Raw genomic sequence first — 19,650 nt, 5'->3', positions numbered from 1 at the left:
CGGTGGTGGGGCTGGCGTAGTCCGTCGTGGGTGTGGCGTGGCCCTGGTGGGGGTGGGCCGGGGGCGGGGGTTTGGATGCGGAGTGTTTCTGCGGCGCTGCGCGCCTTGGGGCAGGGAGCGGGGGGCGGGGCGCTGCGCGCCTCGCAGTGAGGGGAAGCCGCTGGCGCGGCTTCGGATGCGGAGTGGGGGAAGCCGCTGGCGCGGCTTCGGGCGGGTGCGCTGCGCGGCCCCGGGGGTGTGGAGTGAGGCGTCGGCGCTGCGCGCCGCCGGGCCGGCGACTGCGGGGGCGACCGTTCGAGGGCCTGTGCTTCGGGGGAGTTCCCCACGGTTGGCGGGCTGGAGGGGGCGGTGACCGTGGACAATCCGGTAGCCGCCGACGGAAGTAAGGGGACGTTCGACACGCCTGCGCGCGTACGGGAAACGCGCCTGGATGGACCACGACGCGGCAGTACGCGCGTAGGTGTGTCGGGCGGCCCCGACCCCCAGACCGAAGCAGGCGCACCCCGGCAGACCAGACACCGACCCCGAGGCCAAGACACCCACCCTCAGCCCGGCCGGCGTTTGAGGCCTCCGGCCGAAGGCCGGATGCGCGTCAGCCGACGCAACCGCCAGCCGAAGACCGAAGCACACCGCCGCGCGACGGACTCATCGCTCGCACACGAAAATCGCCGTCCCCGGAATCAGATTCCCCCGCAGCGGCGACCACCCCGCCCACTCCTGGCTGTTCCACGCCGGCCACTCCGGCTCGACCAGGTCCACGAGCCGGAACCCCCCGGCGACCACATCCCGGACCCGGTCCCCCAGCGTGCGGTGATGCTCCACGTACACCGCCGTCCCGGCGGAATCCTGCTCCACGTACGGCGTACGGTCGAAGTACGAACCGGACACCGACAACCCCTCCGGCCCCGGCTCGTCGGGGAACGCCCAGCGGACGGGATGCGTGACGGAGAAGACGAACCGCCCGCCCGGCCGCAGCACCCGCCGGACCTCACGGAGCAGGATCACGGGATCGGCGACGAACGGCACCGCGCCGTACGCCGAACACGCCAGGTCGAAGGAGCCCGAGGCGAAAGGCAGCGCACACGCGTCGGCCTCGACCAGCGGAAAGGAGACCCCGATCCGCAGCGCGTGCTGAAGCTGCCGGTGGGAGAGGTCCAGTGCCACCGGCCGCGCCCCCTGGGCGGCGAGCCACCGCGAACACTGCGCGGCACCGGCGCCGATCTCCAGCACCGACCGCCCGGCCAGCGACGCGGCGGGTCCCAGCAGACCGGCGGAGGCCTCGTCCAGCCCCTCCGGACCCCAGACGAACCGGTCGTCCCCCAGGAAGGAGCCGTGTTCGTTCTGGTACTCGTCCGCGTTCCGATCCCACCAGCCCCGGTTCGCGCCCACGCTCTCACCTGCGCCGACAGGCCGCCGGGTGGCCTCGGAGAGCTCGTCGACGGTGGCGGCGTCGCCGCCGGGGGGTTGGTTCATACCGAGGTACCGTCGTACCCTTTCCGCTCGTCCCGGAGCTCCGAAAGGAGCTCTTCGCATAGTTGCTCGAATGCGGCCGTGACGGGGCGCCACTCCTGGGTGCCCGTGGGTATTCATGCCGGAAATAGGCCCCGCTGCCCCAGGTGCACCTCTTCGCGCATTGACCCTGCCCGGCTGCCCCCGTATGCTACAAGTTGCGCTGCGGGCCTGCGCACCTCAGACGGAGCAGGTCGCGCTCGCATCAGTTGTATGTCCCCTCGGTTCTCGAGGCGCTCCCGGGGAGCCTTCACAGGCTCTGCCGGAGGGCGCCTTCAAGGCTGTCCGGCTTCGGTGGTGCGATGGAACGGGCTCTCGGCGTAGCAGTGCCTACGACCTCAATGTCCGTACCGGAGCCCTTTCCCACATGACGAGCAGCACCGAGACCCCCGCGACCACTCCTCAGGTCGCGGTCAACGACATCGGTTCCGAGGAAGCCTTCCTCGCCGCGATCGACGAGACGATCAAGTACTTCAACGACGGCGACATCGTCGACGGCGTCATCGTGAAGGTCGACCGGGACGAGGTCCTGCTCGACATCGGTTACAAGACCGAGGGTGTGATCCCCTCCCGCGAGCTGTCGATCAAGCACGACGTCGACCCCAACGAGGTCGTCGCCGTGGGCGACGAGATCGAGGCCCTCGTCCTCCAGAAGGAGGACAAGGAAGGCCGCCTGATCCTGTCCAAGAAGCGCGCTCAGTACGAGCGGGCCTGGGGCACGATCGAGAAGATCAAGGAAGAGGACGGCATCGTCACCGGTACCGTCATCGAGGTCGTCAAGGGTGGTCTCATCCTCGACATCGGCCTCCGTGGCTTCCTGCCGGCCTCCCTCGTCGAGATGCGTCGTGTCCGCGACCTCCAGCCGTACGTCGGCAAGGAGCTCGAGGCGAAGATCATCGAGCTCGACAAGAACCGCAACAACGTGGTCCTCTCCCGCCGTGCCTGGCTGGAGCAGACCCAGTCCGAGGTCCGCCAGACGTTCCTCACCACCCTGCAGAAGGGCCAGGTCCGGTCGGGTGTCGTGTCCTCGATCGTCAACTTCGGTGCCTTCGTGGACCTGGGTGGCGTCGACGGTCTGGTCCACGTGTCCGAGCTGTCCTGGAAGCACATCGACCACCCGTCCGAGGTGGTCGAGGTCGGCCAGGAGGTCACCGTCGAGGTTCTCGACGTCGACATGGACCGCGAGCGTGTCTCCCTGTCGCTGAAGGCGACGCAGGAGGACCCGTGGCAGCAGTTCGCCCGGACGCACCAGATCGGCCAGGTCGTCCCCGGCAAGGTCACCAAGCTGGTTCCGTTCGGTGCGTTCGTCCGCGTGGACGAGGGCATCGAGGGCCTGGTCCACATCTCCGAGCTGGCCGAGCGCCACGTGGAGATCCCGGAGCAGGTCGTCCAGGTCAACGACGAGATCTTCGTCAAGGTCATCGACATCGACCTCGAGCGCCGTCGCATCAGCCTCTCGCTGAAGCAGGCGAACGAGTCCTTCGGTGCCGACCCGATGGACGTCGAGTTCGACCCGACCCTGTACGGCATGGCCGCGACGTACGACGACCAGGGCAACTACATCTACCCCGAGGGCTTCGACCCGGAGACCAACGAGTGGATGGAAGGCTTCGACAAGCAGCGCGAGGAGTGGGAGCGTCAGTACGCCGACGCCCAGACCCGCTTCGAGCAGCACCAGGCGCAGGTCGTCAAGTCGCGTGAGGCCGACGCCCAGGCGGCGGCCGAGGGCGGCGACGCCGGCGGTGCCGCGCCGGTCGGCGGCGGCTCGTACTCCTCGGAGAGCGCCGAGGACTCCGGCGCCCTGGCTTCGGACGAGGCGCTCGCCGCGCTTCGCGAGAAGCTGGCCGGCGGCCAGAGCTGACCTTCGGTCAAGCGTTTGGGAAGGGCCCGTCCCCCTCGGGGGGCGGGCCCTTCCGCGTGCCCGGTCAGCCGCGGGCCTCCTCCAGCTGCTTCCAGCCGCCGTTCCCCGTCGACCGGTCCAGCCACGCCGACGGATGCGCCGCGGCGTCCGCCAGGGTGTTCCAGCGGCCGTTCAGGGCGTCCGTGACGATCGCCCGGGGGAGCATGTCGCCGAGGGTCTGGCGCGGCCAGTCGCTCTGGTCCAGCGTGAGGTCGCTGGGCTGCACCAGCTGCCAGGCGGTGACCAGGGCGCGGGTCGCGTCGTACTCCTCCACCGTGTACGGCTTCGCGGCGAGCCCCTTGCCCAGCCGCCGCTCGACCTGCGCGGCGCGCTCGCGGTCGGGGTCCAGGGCCGCGCTGTAGTAGCCGCGCACCCGCAGCCAGCCCGCAGGCGGGCGCTTCGCGGGCGGGGGCTTCACGGGGCCGGTGCACGAGGGCGCGGACCAGTCCCAGAACGCCCGGATCCCGGTGAAGCCCGAGGCGTCGACCGCGCGCAGCCAGGAATCGCTGTCGGGGGCCGAGGTCTCCACGTACACCGCGTCGGCACGGGCGTCGCGTACCGCCGAGGCGAGCCGCGCCTTCGCGTCGTCCTGGTCCGCGGTGATCGACTCCCTCCGTACCTCGATGTCCAGCGACCGCAGCGTGTCGATCAGGGTGCGCGCCGCCGGGGCCCCGAGGTCACCGGCCACCAGCACCCGGTCGACGCCGTCGCGGGCCGCCAGCCGGTGGGCGAGGACCGCTCCCATGCCCTCGGTGGAGATCACCGAGTTCAGTTCGCCGCCGCCCTCGGCGTAGGACCGGTACGGTGCCTGGTCCGGCCGGCAGGCGCGGACCACGGGCAGCCGGTCGTACGTGCCGTCGGGAAGGTCCGTCCCCGGGTCGCCGGCGACGACGCCGACCAGACCCGAGTTCTCATTGAGCCAGTCGTTCGTGGGGTTGCCCGACACGTCCGTGCCCGACAGGGTGACCGGGTCGACGGTCACGTTGTCGTGCCCGTCACCGTCCCGGAAGGCCGCCTGCACGACCCGTATCAGGTCCGTGTCCTGCCCTCCGGAGGGGGAGCTGTAGGCCATCGCGCCCAGCGCGTACGGGCCGAACGGCCTGGTCTCGCGCACGTTCGTCGGTGGCTCGGGGGCGGCCGATCCGTCGCCCCCGGTGACCAGCCGGCCCACCCCCAGGAGCACGCCCGCCCCGATGAGGACGGTCCGCACCACCCGGCGCTGCGGACGGACCGCGGGCGGTGGCGGGAGGGGCCAGACCGGCGCCGGGTACGGGCGGGGGGCGGGGGTGCGGATGGGCACCGGCGGCGGCATCGGGGTGCGGCGGACGGGCGCGGCGGGCGCCGGCTCGGGGTCCGGGGGCGCGGCGGGGGTCTCGGACGCCCCGTCCAGCACCTCCCGTACCGCCTCCGCCGCCGCGCGGGCGTCCGCCGGGCGGTCCGCCGGGTCCCGGGCCATCAGTGAGAGGACCAGCCGGTCCACCGCCGCCGGCAGCCCCCGTACCGCACGGCTCGGGCGCAGCGGCGTGTCGTTCAGGTGGTTGTACATCACCTGCGCCGACGACCCCGTGTACGGCGGCCGCCCCACCAGCACCTCGAACAGCACGCACCCCAGCGCGTACAGATCCGTCCGCCCGTCCCCGGCGTCGTCGCGGAACCGCTCCGGCGCCATGTACAGCACGCTGCCGAACGGCAGCGCCCCCGTCCGCGTCAGCCGCTGGTCGGCGGCCTCGACGAACCGGGCGATGCCGAAGTCCAGCACCCGGATCTCGTCGCCGTCCCCGGTGACCATGAGGTTCGCCGGCTTGATGTCCCGGTGCACGATCCCCGCCGTGTGCGCGGCCTCCAGGGCCCGGCACGCCTGCTCGGTCCAGGCCAGCGCCCGCCGCCAGGGGATGCGCCCCTCGTCCTTCAGCACCTGCTCGACGCTGCGCCCGCGGACCAGCGCCATCACCAGATACGGGACGTCGCCGGCCACCCCGTGCTCGTACAGCGCCACGACGTACGGGCTCTCCAGCACCGCCACGGCCCGCGCCTCACGGCCGAATCGCGCCAGCATCTCCGCCCGGTCCGCCTCGTCGGCCTCGCCGGGCGGCGCGAACACCTTGACCGCGACCTCGCGCCCCAGCCGGGTGTCGCGGGCCCGCCACACCTCGCCCATGCCGCCGGCGCCGAGCCTGTCGAGCAACTCGTACCGTCCGTCGAGCAGTTCACCGCTCTCAGCCACCGCGAGCCCCCTCGTCGACTTGTACAGAGGGACGTATGGGGCCTGATCCAGGTTCCGGCCGGTGCCCGGATCGGCCGGTGAGCCACAGGTAAAACTCTGGTAACGACGCCGCCGTCATCGGGTGACGGAAACTTTCAGCCCGCAGGTGGGACGCCCTGGCGCAGGTCTAGTCCACTGACCGGCGACGGGCTGCAACGGCCCCTCGTGAGATGGCCCTTGACGCACGTCCGCGCAGGTCACAGTGTGTGCGCCAGATCAGCACCACGTACCACTGCCCCGGGAGACCTCTTCATGACGCCCCATCAGAGAGCCAAGGCGGCCCTGTCCCTCGTCGCCGCCGGCGCGTTCAGCCTCGCCCTCCTCGGCCCCGCCTCCAGCGCCGGCGCCGAGGGGCCGGGCGTCGAGTGCCCCTCGTCGCTGGACTGCGAGTGGGTGCCTGCCGCGTACGCGCAGACCGGCGCTCCCGAGGACCTCGGGTCGTACGGCAACTACGACATCTCGGACCGTCCCCACACCAACAAGATCAAGTACATCGTCATACACGACACCGAGGAGACGTATGACGACACCATCAAGATCATGCAGGACCCGAACCGGTATGTGTCCTCGCACTATGTGATCCGGGCGAAGGACGGCCACGTCGCGCAGCTGGTCGAGAACAAGAACGCCGCCTGGCACGCCGGCAACTGGTACGTCAACGCCCAGTCCATCGGCATCGAGCTCGAGGGCAAGGCCGCCGGCGACTGGTTCACCCCGCAGCAGTACGAGGCCACCGCCAAGCTGGTGAAGTACCTGGCCCAGACGTACGACATCCCGCTCGACCGCGAGCACATCCTCGGCCATGACAACGTGCCCGCCCTGCGCGCCTCCGGGGTCGCCGGCATGCACTGGGACCCGGGACCGCACTACGACTGGAACCGCCTGTTCACCATGATGGGCGCGCCGATCCGGCCGACCGGCTCCCCGGACAGCGATCTGGTGACGATCCACCCGGTGTTCAAGGCCAACATCCAGTCCATCCGCGACTGCGAGACCAACAGCGACATCCCGCCGCAGGCCAGCAACGTCCTGCCGCTGTACACCGCGCCCTCGAAGGACGCCCCGCGCTGGTCCGACCCGGGCGAGCACCCCGACGGCTCGGCGGGCACCAACTGCGCGCAGGACACCGGCGCGTGGGCCCACACCGGGCTGTCGTACGTCGTGGCCGAGCGCAAGCCGGGCTGGACGGCGATCTGGTACCAGGGCGGCAAGGCGTGGTTCGAGTCGCCCGAGGACGCCCGCACCACCGTGCCGCAGTCCGGCTACGCCGTGCGCCCCAAGGCCGGCAAGGCCGAGGTCCAGGTGTACGGCTCCGCGTACCCGGAGGCGTCGGAGTTCCCCGCGGGGATGCCGGCGAACGTGCCGGAGAAGCTGCCGTACACCCTGAAGGCCGGGCAGGCGTACGCGGGCGGCAGCGAGGCTCCGAACGGCTACTACTATGCGCAGACCTTCGACGGCTCGCTGCCGCTGGACCGGACGATGGTCGTGGGTGACACCCAGTACCTCAACGTGATCATCGGTGGTCGCAACGCCTTCGTGAAGGCCTCCGACGTCGATGTGGTGAAGATGGGCTGAGCCCCCGGGGTCCCGGACCCGGCCCGATTTCGCGGGTGGGTCCGGGGCTGCGGGAATCACGGCGGGCCCGCTGGGGTTGACTACGTACATGGGTATGTACGAGTGGGACCCCAGCGGGCTCGCGGCCGTCGAGGCCATCACCGACCACGATTCGGCCGGTCTGGTCATGCTGTATCACTTCGAGGGCTTCCTCGACGCGGGTGAGACCGGCGAGCAGATCGTCGAGCGGATCCTGGACGGGCTGCCGACCGAGGTCGTGGCCCGCTTCGACCACGACCGGCTGGTGGACTACCGGGCCCGCCGGCCGCTGATGACGTTCAAGGGCGACCACTGGTCGGCGTACGACACCCCCGCCATCGAGCTGCATCTGGTGCGTGACACCACCGGCGCGCCCTTCCTGCTGCTGGCCGGCCCCGAGCCGGACGTCGAGTGGGAGGCTTTCGCCCGCGCGGTGGAGGAGATGGTCCGCCGGCTGAACGTACGCCTGGCCGTCAACTTCCACGGCATCCCGATGGGCGTCCCGCACACCCGCCCGGTCGGCGTCACCCCGCACGGCAACCGTACGGACCTGACCCCGGGCCACCGCCCGTACTTCGACGAGGCCGCGGTGCCCGGCAGCGCGGAGGCCCTGGTGGAGTTCCGGCTGGCCGAGGCCGGCCACGACGTCCTGGGCGTTGCCGCCCACGTCCCGCACTACCTCGCCCGCTCCACCTACCCCGACGCCGCGCTGACCGTCCTGGAGACGATCACCGCCGCCACGGGCCTGGTTCTCCCCGGCATCGCGCACGGCCTGCGCACGGAGGCGCTGCGCGTGCAGACGGAGATCGAGCGCCAGGTGGAGGAGGGCGACGAGGAGCTGACCGCCCTGGTCCGCGGCCTCGAGCACCAGTACGACGCGGTGGCGGGCAGTGAAACGCGCCCCAGCCTGATCGCGGAGGCGGAGGACCTTCCGTCGGCGGACGAGCTGGGCCGCGAGCTGGAGCGCTTCCTCGCCGAGCGCGAGGGCGACGGCGAGAGCGACTGACCCCCGCCGGACCCCGGTAGCCGTCCCTCCGGAACCGCCCGGCCCCCGTTTCACGTGTTTCCCCACGGCGCTGCCAGAGGCCGGATGAGACCAGGGTCGCGAGGGCTGGGGGAGCTTACCGGTGGGTATCGGGGATTTCGTCAGTGACATCACGCCGGATTCGATCGAGGACGCGATCGAGGACGGTACGGAGTGGGTCGGGGACCGGGTCGAGGACGCCGGGGACTGGACGGCGGACCGGCTGGACGACGTGGGCTGGGAGTCCGGGGCGGACTGGGTGCGGGAGAACTCCCGCTCGCTGGCCAACCAGATGGGCGCCCAGGTCGACGAGATGCAGCTCGGGGAGACCGAGGACAAGACCAAGCTGGTCTACGGCAGCCCCGACAAGCTCCGCTCCACCGCGACGAATCTGCGCAAGCTGGGGCAGTCGTTCACCGGCGTGGGGAACGGGCTGAAGGGCCTGGACTCGGCGCATCTGAAGGGTGCCGCGGCGAACGCGTTCCGCGACACGGTCAGCATCGAGCCGCCGAAGTGGTTCACGGCCGCGGACGCCTTCGTCCGGGCGTCGAGCGCCCTGGACCAGTTCGCCGGGACGGTGACCTGGGCGCAGGGGCAGGCGCAGCTCGCGCTGGACAAGTTCGAGGAGGGCATGCGGGCGTCGGACTCGTACGAGTCGACGGTGAACTCGTACAACGACGCGGTCGACCGCTACAACGCGCAGCCCGCCGAATCCCGCGATCCGTCCTCGCTGCCGCCGAAGCCCGGGTCGGCCAACCCCGGGATCGCGCTGATGAACGAGGCGCAGGAGATCCTGGGCGAGGCCCGCCGCCAGCGCAACTCCGCCGCCGACACCGCCGCGGCCACCATCCGCACGGCGCGGGACGCCGCCCCGCCGAAGCCGTCGTACGGCGAGCAGGCGATGGACGGACTCGAGGAACTGCAGGCGATGCAGACCCACTTCACGGGCGGCATCGTCAAGGGGGCGGCGGGGATCATCTCCTTCGCCCGGTCGGTCAACCCGACCGACCCGTACAACCTCACCCACCCCGCCGAGTACGTCACCAATCTCAACAACACCGCCGCGGGTCTCGTCCAGGTCGCCAACGACCCCTGGGGCGCGGGCCGCCAGATGGTCACCGACTTCATGAAGGACCCCGCCGAGGGACTCGGCCGGCTCGTCCCGGACCTCGCCCTCACCGCAGCCACCGGCGGTGGCGGGGCCGCCGTCAAGGCCACCCGGCTCGCCGACGAGGCCGCCGACCTGGCCCGGCTCGCGGAGAAGGGCGACGACCTGGCCGACGCCGGCCGCACCGCCCGCCGCACCCTGGACGACGACCTCCCCGGCGGCCACGACCCGCACCGCGCACCCGACGCCGACGACACCGACCCGGTGGACCTGGCCACCGGCCGGATGTTCCTGCCGCAGACCGACGTCGTGCTGCCCGGCGTGCTCCCGCTGGCGTTCACCCGGCGGGTGGAGTCCGGGTACCGGGCCGGCCGGTTCTTCGGCCCCGCCTGGTCGTCCACCGTGGACGAACGCCTCGAGGTCGACGCCGCCGGCGTCATCCACGTCACGGCCGAGGGCAAGCTCCGGCCCTACCCGCACCCCGTCCCCGGCACCCCCACCCGCCCCGAGCACGGCCCCGTACGCAGCCGGCTGGAGCGCGCGGAGGACGGCGACTACCGGCTCACCGACCCCGACACCGGCCTGGTGAAGCACTTCGCCGCCCCGCCCGGCGCCGAGCCCGGCGAGGACGGCACGGCCTGGCTGGCGGAGACCGCCGACCGCAACGGCAACCGCATCACCGTCGACCGCGCCGCCGACGGCACCCCGCAGGCGCTGGCGCACTCCGCCGGATACCACCTGAAGGTCACGGTGACCGACCGCCGCGTCACCGCTCTGGCGCTGGCCGGAGCCGGTCCCGGGGGCGCCGACCAGCCGGTGATCGCGTACGAGTACGACGACCGCGGCGATCTGGTCCGGTCCGCCAAGACCGAGGGCTCCACCGCCGTCTTCGCGTACGACGACCGCCGGCGGATGACGGGCTGGACGGACTCCAACGGGCGGAGCTACTCGTACACCTACGACGACCGCGACCGGGTCGTCGCCGAGGGCGGCGAGTCCGGGCACTACCAGCTGACCATCGGCTACGGGGAACCCGACCCGGTCACCGGGGAGCGGATCACCACGGTCACGACCGCCGCCGGGCACACCACCCGGCACCGGATCGACGACCGCTGCCGCACCCTCGCCATCACCGACGCGCTCGGCCACACCACCCGCTTCAGCCACGACGCGCACGGCCGCGTCCTCACCGTCACCGACCCGCTGGGGCGCACCACCGCCCACACGTACGACGACGAGGGCCTCCCGCGGACCCTCGTCCTCCCCGACGGCGGCGAACGCAGGATGCGGCACAACGAGCTGGGGCTGCCGGTCGAGCTGACCGCCGCCGACGGCTCCCGCTCCCGGCGCGAGTACGACGAACGCGGCAACTGCGTCGCCGCCGTCGACCCCGCCGGACGCGCCTCCCGCTACACGTACGACGGACGCGGCCGGCTCGTCGCCGTCACCCCGCCCGGCGCCGGTGACACGCCGGGCCCCGCGACGACCGTGCGGTGCGACGAGGCGGGCCTGCCGCTGGCGATCACCGACGAGCTCGGCGGCGTCACCCGCTACACCCGCGACGGCTTCGGCCGCCCGACCGCGGTCACCGACCCCACGGGGGCGACCACGCTGCTGCGGTGGACGGTCAGCGGCCGGCTGGTCCGGCGCACGTACCCCGACGGCACCGCCGAGTCCTGGACGCACGACGGCCAGGGCAACTGCACCAGCCGGACGGACCGGACGGGGCTGACGACCCGGTACGAGTACGGCCCGTTCGACGTGCTGACGGCCCGTACGGACCCGGACGGCGTCCGCCACACGTTCGAGCACGACGCACAGACCCGGCTCACCCGGGTCACCAACGCGCAGGGCGCGACCTGGGCGTACACCTACGACGCGGTCGGCCGGGTGGTCTCCGAGACGGACTTCGACGGCCGCACGGTCGGCTACACACTGGACGCCGCCGGGCAGCTCACCGCGTTCACCACGCCGCTCGGCGAGGAGATCCGCTACGAGCGCGACGAACTCGGCCGGGTGACCCGCAAGGACGCCGCCGGAGCCGTGTTCACGTACGCCTACGACCCGGCGGGGCGGCTCGCGCAGGCGACCGGTCCGGACGCCGAGCTGATCTGCCAGTACGACCGCACCGGCCGGATCAAGACGGAGCTGGTCAACGGGCGGGCCATGACGTACCGGTACGACGAGCGGGGCCGCCGGGTGCGGCGCGTCACGCCGAGCGGCTCCGTCACGGCGTACACCTACGACGAGACGGGGCGCCTCGCCGGGCTCACCGCGGGCGGGCAGGAGGTGTCGTTCACCCGCGACGTCCTGGGCCGCGAACTGCGCCGCGAGATCGGCGACACGCTCAGCCTGGCCACCTCCTGGGACGACGCCGGACGACTCGCCGCGCACGAACTCGCCGCGGGGGAGCGGACACTCAACCGGCGCGCGTACACCTACCGCGCCGACGGCCACGTCACCGGCATCGACGACACCCTGCGCGGCCCGCGCCGCTTCGACCTCGACGAATCGGGCCGCGTCACCGGCGTGACGGCCGCCGGCTGGAGCGAGTCCTACGCGTACGACGAGGCCGGCAACCAGACCGCGGCGTCCTGGCCCGACCGGCACGCCGACGCCGAGGCGCAGGGCGAACGCGCCTACACCGGCACCCGGATCACCCGGGCCGGCCGCAACCGGTACGAGTACGACGGGGCCGGCCGGCTGGTGCTGCGCACCCGTACCCGGCTCTCCCGCAAGCCCGACACCTGGCGCTACGCCTACGACGCGGAGAACCGGCTGACCTCGGTCGCCACGCCGGACGGCGTCGAATGGCGGTACGCGTACGACCCGCTGGGGCGGCGGATCGCCAAGCGGCGCCTGGCCGGGGACGGCTCGGTCGCCGAGGAGACCGACTTCACCTGGGACGGGTCGGTGCTGTGCGAGCAGACCAGCAGCGAGCCGGGCACCCTCCCGCACCCCGTCACCACCACCTGGGACCACCAGGGCCGGATCCCGCTGACCCAGACCGAACGGATGCTCGACGGGGCGACCCAGCAGGAGATCGACCGGCGGTTCTTCGCCGTCGCCACGGACCTGATCGGCACCCCGACCGAGCTCGTGTCGGCGGACGGCGAGATCGCCTGGCACACCCGGTCCACGCTGTGGGGCACCACGACCTGGAACGCCGACGCCCGGGCGTACACACCGCTGCGCTTCCCCGGCCAGTACTACGACCCGGAAACGGGCCTCCACTACAACCACCACCGCTACTACGACCCGGCCACGGCCCGCTACACCACCCCCGACCCCCTCGGCCTCACCCCGGCCCCGAACCCGGCGACGTACGTCCACAACCCGCACACCTGGATCGACCCGCTGGGGCTGACACCGGGGGACGGGGTGGAGTGGGTGAATCCGGACGACATCAATTTCACACAGCGGTCCGTGTCACCCAACAACTACGCCGAGAAGATGATCGACGGACGGTGGGACTGGGAGCGTCCCGGCGTCCGGCTCCATGTGATGGAGGTCGACGGGCAGCTGGTCAGCTACGACAATCGCCGGCTGGATGCGGCGAGGGCCGCCAACGAGGCGCTCGGCGGCGAGTATCGCGTCCCCGTCGAGCGGGTCGGCCCGGACGATCCGTACCCCGGCAAGAGGTTCGACACCTGGGGCGATGCGTTCCACGACCGTATGCACAAGCCGATAAACTCGGGGCCGAACGGCGAACCGGTACCACGGCAGGGGCTGAACGAGCGGCCGGAGCATATCGCCGGTTCGGGGAAGGGATATCCGGGCCGATGAGTCTCATCGACGATCTCTGGGCGGCCAATCGGCTGCCCGACTGGGACGCGCTGTACTTCTCCGGCGACGAGAACGGCTACGGCGTGGACCTGGATCCGTCTGTTCCGGGCGGCATGCGCGTCCTGAAAAGCTTCGACCTTCACAAGGCCGTTGCGGACCATCCCGAATCGCTGTCGGGGGTCGGCAGCGGGCTGGCGGTCATGCCTCTGGAAGGCGGCGACGAGCTCTGGGGCGGTGAGGGAGCGCACGGTTCGAACGGCCATGTCGTTCGTGTGCGCGCGGATGAGTCGCTGGTGTGGATGATCTTCTTCTGGGACTCGAATCCGTTCTCGGAGCCGATCGAGCTGTCGGGACGGTATGCCACCTTCCGCTCCACCACCGATGTCGTGATCACGGTTGACATCGACGACCCGCGGCGGCCGGTGCCCGATCAGTACGGTCGATGAGCAGTGGGCCCGTCGCGTACCCTGCCGCCATGCTGAAGATCGGACTCACCGGCGGGATCGGTGCCGGGAAGAGTGAGGTGTCGGGGCTGCTGGCCTCGTACGGGGCCGTCGTCGTCGATGCCGACAAGATCGCCCGGGAGGTCGTCGCCGTGGGGACGCCCGGGCTGGCCGCCGTCGTGGCGGAGTTCGGGGACGAGGTGCTCGCCGCCGACGGGTCGCTGGACCGGCCGAAGCTGGGGGCCGTCGTGTTCGGGGATCCCGAGCGGCTGAAGGCGCTGAACGCCATCGTGCATCCGCTTGTCGGGGCGCGGTCCGCGGAGCTGGAGAAGGCCGCGGGACCCGATGCCGTCACCGTGCACGACGTACCGCTGCTCACCGAGAACGGGCTCGCGCCGCTGTACGACGCCGTGGTCGTCGTCGACGCCCTGCCGGAGACCCAGCTGCGGCGGCTGGTGGAGCTGCGGGGGATGACCGAGGCCGAGGCGCGGGCGCGGATGGGGGCGCAGGCGTCGCGGGAGGAGCGGCTGGCGATCGCGGACTACGTGATCGACAACGACGGTCCGCTGGACGAGCTGGAGTCCCAGGTCCGTACCCTCTGGGAGACGCTGCTGAAGCGGGTCGCGGAATAGGGCGGGGCAAGATCGCGTTGTACGCGTGAGAGGCCGGTACGACCGGCCCCCGAGGCGTGTCCGCGTACGACCGAAGGAGCCCGCCGTGGCCGAGGAGCGCTCGCCCCAGACCCATGTCATCGACTTCCGCGCGGCCGAGCAGCTCCTCGCCGCCCGCGACCCGCGCGGCGCGGTGCAGCTGCTCGCCCCGGTGATCGAGGCCCACCCGGAGAACACCGCGGCGCGGCTGCTGCGCGCCCGGGCGTACTTCCACTCCGCCCAGCTGCGCTCCGCCGAGGCCGAGTTCCTGGTCGTACTGGAGCGCGAGCCCGACAACGCGTACGCGCACTTCGCCCTGGCCCGCACGCTGGAGCGCTGCGGCTCCGCCCGGGCCCCCGAGGCCCAGCGGCACTTCCGGCTGGCCGCCGCGCTGGATCCGCGGCCGGACTTCCTGAAGGCGGCGCGCTTCGACGGGTGATGCCCAATCCTGCGAAACGGGGCCCTGTCCTCCGCCCGTTTCCCTGTGCTGTGCTGACCCCATGATCCCCACCGTCCCGTACGAGCCCCACCCCGTACCGCTCGAGGAGGCCGCCGGCCGCGCCCGCGCCTTCGCCGAGACGATGGCCCGCCGCCGCACCGTGCGGGACTTCTCCCCGCGACCTCTCCCCGACGGCGTCCTGGAGGCGGCCGTCCGGGCCGCCGCGACCGCGCCCAGCGGCGCCAACGTGCAGCCCTGGCGCTTCGTCGTGATCACCGACCCGGAGCGCAGGCGGCGGCTGCGGGAGGCCGCCGAGGCCGAGGAGCGGGAGTTCTACGAGCGCCGCGCCTCGGCGGAGTGGCTGGCCGCGCTCGCGCCGCTGGGGACGGACTGGCGCAAGCCGTTCCTCCAGACGGCGCCGGCGGTCGTCGTGGTGTTCGAGGTGCACAAGGGGCCCGGCACACCGCGCCCGTACTACACGAAGGAGTCGGTGGGCATCGCCGTCGGACTCTTCCTGGCCACCCTCCACCAGGCCGGCCTGGCCACGCTCACCCACACCCCGAGCCCGATGCGCTTCCTCAACGAGGTCTGCGACCGCCCCGCGGAGGAACGCGCCGCGTACGTCGTCCCCGTCGGCTACGCGGCGCCCGACGCCCGGGTCCCGGACATCGGGCGCAAACCGCTGACGGAGGTCATGGTGCGGCTGTGATCACTCGTACTCCGTGCCGCCCTTGCGCGTCAGATAGGCGCCGCTGACGACCTTGGCGATCGCCCGGCCGCCGAGCTCCGGGCTCCAGCGGTCGGTGCGGGCGCGGACCACGACGCCCTCGCGCAGATGCAGGTCGCGGCCGGAGACGGTCTCACGGCCGGTGGCCAGCTCCAGGATCCGGCCGGCGTCGAACGGGCCGGCATACAGCTCGGGGACCCGGGGGAGTTCCTCGCCCAGGGCCTTCGCCGTCTCGGCCGGGTCCAGCCAGCGGACCTGCCCTCCGGCCTCCACCGCCACGTCGAACACGGCGTACGCGGGGCCGCCCCGGCGGGCGTCCGCGCCGTACGCCAGGTCCTGCACCCCCGCCCCGTACACCTCGCCGAACACGCCGACGCGGGTGGCACCGAACGCCTGCGCGAGCCGGGCGGCGGCCTCGGGGACGCCGTGGGCGCGGACCGCGCGCCAGTACAGGTTCTTGCCGTCGTCCTTCAGCGCCAGCCCCTGCGAGCCGAGCCCCTTGGAGGTGACCTGTGTGGTGCCGGATCCGGCGTGGTACGTGAGGGCGCACGCGGTGCCGTGCAGCTTCTCCGTGACGACGACGGGCTCGCCCGGGGCGAAGACGTCCGGGTAGCGCTGCAGGTGCTCGATGTCGATCCACGGCAGCAGATCCGGCGCGGACTCCACGTCACCGCTCATCGACACGGGCACCGGCGGCACCCACTTGACGATCCCGAGCCGCTCCGCGAAGTCCTCCTCGTCCCCGGCGGCCCGCGCCAGATCCACACCGGCCAGGGACTTCGGCACGCAGACGAGGCCCTGGCTGAGCTCGCCGCGCAGCCGGATCGCCTTCACCCGGTTGTGCGCGGACCCGGCGAGCCGGCCGGTGAGCCCGAGCTCGTCGATCAGCGCGTCGGGCAGCACGGACTGCTCGGGGATGTAGACGGCGAAGTCGCCGGTGCGGAACGCCCCCTTGGCGACCACGGCCCGGTAGAGCCCGACCTGCGCGAGCTCGAGGGCGTCGGCGTTGGGATGCTCGTGGATGGTCAGCCGCTCGGCGCTGACACGGAGTGTGGACATGGCCCCTACTGTGCTGCCGTCCGTACGGGCCGGGCCAGCGAATTACGAGCGATTAGTACGATCAACTCATCGGGCCTGTGGATAAACCGATCGAGGGGCGAACGGGTTCACGCTACGGTTCTCGGGTGGCGAAACTCAATCAGATCATCGCCGTCGAGAAGGGCGTCAAGTCCAAGTCCCACCAGGACCTCACGGCGGCACATCACAAGCTGCAGAAGCCGGCGCTGCTCTCCGGCATCTCCCGCACGTATCAGCCGAAGGACGAGGAGGGCGAGCAACTGCCCCCGGAGTCCACGCGGGTTCAGGTGCGCACGGACGAGGTGCTGCGCGAGACCGCCAAGGTGCTCACCCGGCTCTTCGACGTGACCGCCACCAAGGACTGGGCGAACTGCGAGGCCAGGGCCGACGTCACGGTGGACGGACAGACGCTGGTGGCCGACGTCCCCGTGTCGTATCTGCTGTTCCTCGAGAAGCAGCTCACGGACCTCAACACCTTCGTGCGCAAACTCCCCGTGCTGGACGCGGCGGAGACCTGGCACGAGGACGTGTCGACGGACTCCTGGGCGACGGACCCGGTGCGTACGGTGCGGACGAAGAAGGTCCCGCGCAACCATGTGAAGGCGGAGGCCACGGAGAAGCACCCGGCGCAGGTCGAGGTGTACTACGAGGACATACCCGTCGGCTACTGGACCACCGTGAAGTTCTCCGGCGCCTTCCCGGCCCGCCGGGTGCACGAGCTGCTGGACCGGGTGGAGAAGCTCCAGCAGGCGGTCAAGTTCGCCCGTGAGGAGGCCAACGGCGCCGAGGTCACCGATCAGCGGGTCGGCGACGCGGTGTTCGGGTACCTTTTCGGATAGATCCCACAAACTCCCCGCCCGCACAGAACACGCGGGACGGGGTGCGCGAGGAGCGCAAGCTGAAACTGAGGCTTGTCGTGACGACGCGGTTCCAGTGGTGGTTCGAGCCCACCCCGCGGCACTTCCGGGCCGCGGTAGCCCAATCGGCAGAGGCAGACCGCGATCAATCTCAGACTCTTGCTCCAGGCTCAGCATTCGCCGCCGAACACCGGATCGACCGGGTACGGGCAATGATCGTCGGATACGGGTTCAAATCCCGTCGGCCGCGCTGCGTGCGGCCGTAGTTCAACGGCAGAACACGACGTCGTGAGAATGACCCGATCCCTCAAGCGTGCCGGTGTGCGCACATGGGCGGCACCATGGGGCCCGGGGGCAGGCTACGCCCCCGGGTCCACCAAATCGTCCGGCCGGCCCGCGAGGCCGTCCGCCCACGCCGCCAGCGCCGCGAAGTCCTCGTCCACGAGGCCGCGCCGGGGGTCGACGAAGTGCGCCAGCGCCGGGCCCTCGTGGTGTGCGGCGAAGAAGCGCTGCTCGCGGGCCGTGATCTCGTCGTCCACCCAGGCGAAGGGGCGGCCGGCGGCCCAGCGCAGGATGTGCCGGGTCTTCCACTGCAGTCCGTCGAGCTCGACGGTGTGCAGCTCGGGCCACTCGATGACGGGCAACGTGGGCAGGCCGAGGACGGGACCTATATGGGTGTTGGCGTCGTGCATCCACGTCGTCGCCCAGACCAGGTCATAGGGGAGGGCCAGCAGTCGCGGCCCGTGTTCGGGGCGCAGCCACACCCGCAGCGGCTTCGGCACCTCGGGTACGGGGAAGCGGTGCGTGGTGTAGCCGCGGGGGCGGCGGTGCCGCTTCGCGGCGAAGGGGTTGAGGGGGCCGTCGACGTCGAGGAGCAGCACGGGGCGGGTGGACATGACCTGATCATGCCGCCCGGGGCATGATCAGTACACCGGATTCCGGTTCGTCCGGCTTCGGGGCCGCGCGGGGTCACTCGCGGGCGCGGCCGGAGCGTATTCCCTCGCAATCCGGTGCCCGGACGTGCGAGGCTGGGGTGCAAGAACCTACAGATCTGGGGGCCATCATGACCGCAGAAGGCGATCCGCAGACCGAGACCACCGGTGAGGAGCAGCCCCCCGAGGACGACATGAAGCGACGCTTCCGCGAGGCGCTCGCGCGCAAGAAGCAGGGCCAGGGCAAGGGCGGCCCGGGCTCCGGCAAGGACGGATCGAAGATCCACGGGGCGCACGGCCCGGCCGGCGGCAAGCGCGAGTTCCGCCGCAAGAGCGGCTGACCGCGGCGCCGGTGCGACTCACGGCGATCTCCCGGCCGCAGCTCGCAGCCGCCCTGGCCCGGCGGATCGCCGACTGCGAGCCCGCCGACGGCGGGGCGTTCTTGCGCATCGCGCTGGACGCCGCCCCCGCCGCCGGCGCCGGTGAACTCGCCGGGGAGCTCGCGCGGGAGCTGCCGCCGCTCGGCCGGCACGTCCGGCTCGTCGGGGCGGAGGGTTTCCTCCGCCCCGCCTCGCTCCGGTACGAGTTCGGCCGCGAGGACCCCGACGCGTACTACGACGGCCGGCTGGACGTGCCGGCGCTGTGGCGCGAGGTGTTCGCGCCGCTGGAGCCGGGCGGCAGCGGACGGATCCTGCCTGATCTGTGGGACCCCGTGACGGACCGCGCCACGCGCTCCCCGTACACGGAGCTGAAGCCCGGCACGGTGGTCGTGCTGTACGGGCCGCTGCTGCTGGGGCACTGGTTCCCGTTCGACCTGACCGTCCATCTCGGTCTCACCCCAGCCGCCCTCGCCCGCCGTACCCCGGCCGCCGAGCGGTGGACGCTGCCCGCCTTCGCGCGGTACGAGGACGAGGTCGACCCGGTCAGGGCGGCGGACGTCCTGGTCCGTGTCGACGATCCCCGCCGGCCGGCCTGGAACGGCTGAGCCCGGGCTCGTCGTCGTCCGCCGGCCGGTACGGCGGCACATCGGGCCCCGGCTGGTAGTGCGGCCCCTGGCGCCGATGGCGCCGGATGACGAACAGGTCGATCACCGTCACCGCGGCCAGCGCGGCGGTTACCGCCGCCCACCCCGGCCGGTCGGTGGCGGCGAAGCCGACCGTGATGACCGTCATCAGCAGCGTGCCCCACACGGCGAGCCAGAAGCGCATCCGCAGCGGACTGCGCGCGTGCAGCGGCTCGTCTCCGGTACGGCGCATCGTCACCTCACCCCTTCTCTCCCTCCAGGGTCCGCCCTACCCATCGGTAGTCACAGCGGGGGAGGTTGACGCCCGCTCCCGGTGCC

16 protein-coding genes and 1 tRNA gene are annotated in these 19,650 nt (G+C 72.0%); 12 read left to right on the top strand and 5 right to left on the bottom strand.

All coding sequences use genetic code 11. The features are described from left to right. Positions 1–645: 645 nt before the first annotated feature. Entirely contained in the window at positions 646–1,473 is an 828-nt protein-coding gene (locus tag SRB5_RS12965; protein ID WP_153451974.1) for a class I SAM-dependent methyltransferase, read from the bottom strand. 403 nt (positions 1,474–1,876) lie between these two features. Between SRB5_RS12965 and rpsA the strand changes: the two genes are divergently transcribed. Then, positions 1,877–3,370, top strand: a complete 1,494-nt coding sequence (gene rpsA / locus SRB5_RS12960) for a 30S ribosomal protein S1 (RefSeq protein ID WP_153451973.1) — start codon at positions 1,877–1,879, stop codon at positions 3,368–3,370. Between the two features lie 64 nt (positions 3,371–3,434). Here the strand turns inward: rpsA and SRB5_RS12955 are convergent, their stop codons facing one another. Further along, entirely contained in the window at positions 3,435–5,633 is a 2,199-nt protein-coding gene (locus SRB5_RS12955; RefSeq protein ID WP_153451971.1) for a serine/threonine-protein kinase, read from the bottom strand. A gap of 291 nt (positions 5,634–5,924) precedes the next feature. On the opposite strand from SRB5_RS12955, the gene SRB5_RS12950 reads away from it, so the two are divergent. From SRB5_RS12950 to SRB5_RS12920, 7 genes are all read left to right on the top strand, one after another. Further along, positions 5,925–7,247 carry an N-acetylmuramoyl-L-alanine amidase gene (locus SRB5_RS12950; RefSeq protein ID WP_153451969.1) on the top strand — a complete coding sequence of 441 codons (1,323 nt, stop codon included), beginning with the start codon at positions 5,925–5,927 and terminating at the stop codon, positions 7,245–7,247. Between the two features lie 94 nt (positions 7,248–7,341). Then, positions 7,342–8,271: a PAC2 family protein gene (locus SRB5_RS12945; protein ID WP_153452057.1), complete on the top strand. Its 930-nt coding sequence runs from the start codon at positions 7,342–7,344 to the stop codon at positions 8,269–8,271. Positions 8,272–8,392: 121 nt separating this feature from the next. Next, the gene (locus SRB5_RS12940; protein ID WP_323377840.1) at positions 8,393–13,183 is read left to right on the top strand and encodes a putative T7SS-secreted protein; all 4,791 of its coding nucleotides are present in this window, start codon (positions 8,393–8,395) and stop codon (positions 13,181–13,183) included. After that, positions 13,180–13,629 (top strand): hypothetical protein, encoded by a 450-nt coding sequence (locus SRB5_RS12935; RefSeq protein ID WP_153451968.1) that lies wholly within the window; start codon positions 13,180–13,182, stop codon positions 13,627–13,629. The genes SRB5_RS12940 and SRB5_RS12935 overlap by 4 nt, the downstream gene beginning before the upstream one ends. A gap of 29 nt (positions 13,630–13,658) precedes the next feature. After that, positions 13,659–14,258: a dephospho-CoA kinase gene (coaE, locus tag SRB5_RS12930; protein WP_153451966.1), complete on the top strand. Its 600-nt coding sequence runs from the start codon at positions 13,659–13,661 to the stop codon at positions 14,256–14,258. 85 nt (positions 14,259–14,343) lie between these two features. Then, a complete protein-coding gene (locus SRB5_RS12925) occupies positions 14,344–14,715 on the top strand; it encodes a tetratricopeptide repeat protein (RefSeq protein WP_323377838.1) in 372 nt (123 codons plus the stop codon). 61 nt (positions 14,716–14,776) lie between these two features. Next, positions 14,777–15,424, top strand: coding sequence for a nitroreductase family protein (locus SRB5_RS12920; protein ID WP_153451964.1), 648 nt, complete (start codon positions 14,777–14,779; stop codon positions 15,422–15,424). On the opposite strand, the gene SRB5_RS12915 is transcribed toward SRB5_RS12920, so the two are convergent. Then, positions 15,425–16,501: an RNA ligase (ATP) gene (locus SRB5_RS12915; RefSeq protein WP_153451962.1), complete on the bottom strand. Its 1,077-nt coding sequence runs from the start codon at positions 16,499–16,501 to the stop codon at positions 15,425–15,427. A gap of 125 nt (positions 16,502–16,626) precedes the next feature. Between SRB5_RS12915 and SRB5_RS12910 the strand changes: the two genes are divergently transcribed. Together SRB5_RS12910 and SRB5_RS12905 are read left to right on the top strand one after the other, a co-directional pair. After that, positions 16,627–17,358: a DUF7873 family protein gene (locus tag SRB5_RS12910; RefSeq protein WP_323377837.1), complete on the top strand. Its 732-nt coding sequence runs from the start codon at positions 16,627–16,629 to the stop codon at positions 17,356–17,358. A gap of 131 nt (positions 17,359–17,489) precedes the next feature. Continuing rightward, positions 17,490–17,626, top strand: a tRNA-OTHER gene (locus SRB5_RS12905). A gap of 109 nt (positions 17,627–17,735) precedes the next feature. Here SRB5_RS12905 and SRB5_RS12900 read toward each other — a convergent pair. After that, positions 17,736–18,272, bottom strand: a complete 537-nt coding sequence (locus tag SRB5_RS12900; RefSeq protein WP_153451961.1) for an HAD domain-containing protein — start codon at positions 18,270–18,272, stop codon at positions 17,736–17,738. Between the two features lie 167 nt (positions 18,273–18,439). On the opposite strand from SRB5_RS12900, the gene SRB5_RS12895 reads away from it, so the two are divergent. Together SRB5_RS12895 and SRB5_RS12890 are read left to right on the top strand one after the other, a co-directional pair. After that, complete coding sequence (locus SRB5_RS12895) at positions 18,440–18,649, top strand: DUF5302 domain-containing protein (protein ID WP_153451959.1); 210 nt, start codon at positions 18,440–18,442, stop codon at positions 18,647–18,649. Between the two features lie 11 nt (positions 18,650–18,660). After that, positions 18,661–19,293 (top strand): nucleoside/nucleotide kinase family protein, encoded by a 633-nt coding sequence (locus SRB5_RS12890; RefSeq protein WP_323377836.1) that lies wholly within the window; start codon positions 18,661–18,663, stop codon positions 19,291–19,293. On the opposite strand, the gene SRB5_RS12885 is transcribed toward SRB5_RS12890, so the two are convergent. After that, a complete protein-coding gene (locus tag SRB5_RS12885; protein ID WP_228389995.1) occupies positions 19,232–19,564 on the bottom strand; it encodes a DUF6343 family protein in 333 nt (110 codons plus the stop codon). The genes SRB5_RS12890 and SRB5_RS12885 overlap by 62 nt on opposite strands. Positions 19,565–19,650 lie beyond the last annotated feature (86 nt).

This window comes from Streptomyces smaragdinus (assembly GCF_009604385.1).
In the GTDB taxonomy this organism is placed as follows: domain Bacteria; phylum Actinomycetota; class Actinomycetes; order Streptomycetales; family Streptomycetaceae; genus Streptomyces; species Streptomyces smaragdinus.
Note: the sequence above shows the minus strand (reverse complement) of the source record. Positions and strands in the feature narration are given on the sequence as shown.

Coding starts and splice junctions, on each gene's coding strand:
- SRB5_RS12920 (WP_153451964.1), top strand. CDS start 14,777: ATGATCCCCACCGTCCCGTACGAGCCCCACCCCGTACCGCTCGAGGAG.
- coaE (WP_153451966.1), top strand. CDS start 13,659: ATGCTGAAGATCGGACTCACCGGCGGGATCGGTGCCGGGAAGAGTGAG.
- SRB5_RS12915 (WP_153451962.1), bottom strand. CDS start 16,501: ATGTCCACACTCCGTGTCAGCGCCGAGCGGCTGACCATCCACGAGCAT.
- rpsA (WP_153451973.1), top strand. CDS start 1,877: ATGACGAGCAGCACCGAGACCCCCGCGACCACTCCTCAGGTCGCGGTC.
- SRB5_RS12885 (WP_228389995.1), bottom strand. CDS start 19,564: ATGCGCCGTACCGGAGACGAGCCGCTGCACGCGCGCAGTCCGCTGCGG.
- SRB5_RS12945 (WP_153452057.1), top strand. CDS start 7,342: ATGTACGAGTGGGACCCCAGCGGGCTCGCGGCCGTCGAGGCCATCACC.
- SRB5_RS12895 (WP_153451959.1), top strand. CDS start 18,440: ATGACCGCAGAAGGCGATCCGCAGACCGAGACCACCGGTGAGGAGCAG.
- SRB5_RS12900 (WP_153451961.1), bottom strand. CDS start 18,272: ATGTCCACCCGCCCCGTGCTGCTCCTCGACGTCGACGGCCCCCTCAAC.
- SRB5_RS12950 (WP_153451969.1), top strand. CDS start 5,925: ATGACGCCCCATCAGAGAGCCAAGGCGGCCCTGTCCCTCGTCGCCGCC.
- SRB5_RS12935 (WP_153451968.1), top strand. CDS start 13,180: ATGAGTCTCATCGACGATCTCTGGGCGGCCAATCGGCTGCCCGACTGG.
- SRB5_RS12965 (WP_153451974.1), bottom strand. CDS start 1,473: ATGAACCAACCCCCCGGCGGCGACGCCGCCACCGTCGACGAGCTCTCC.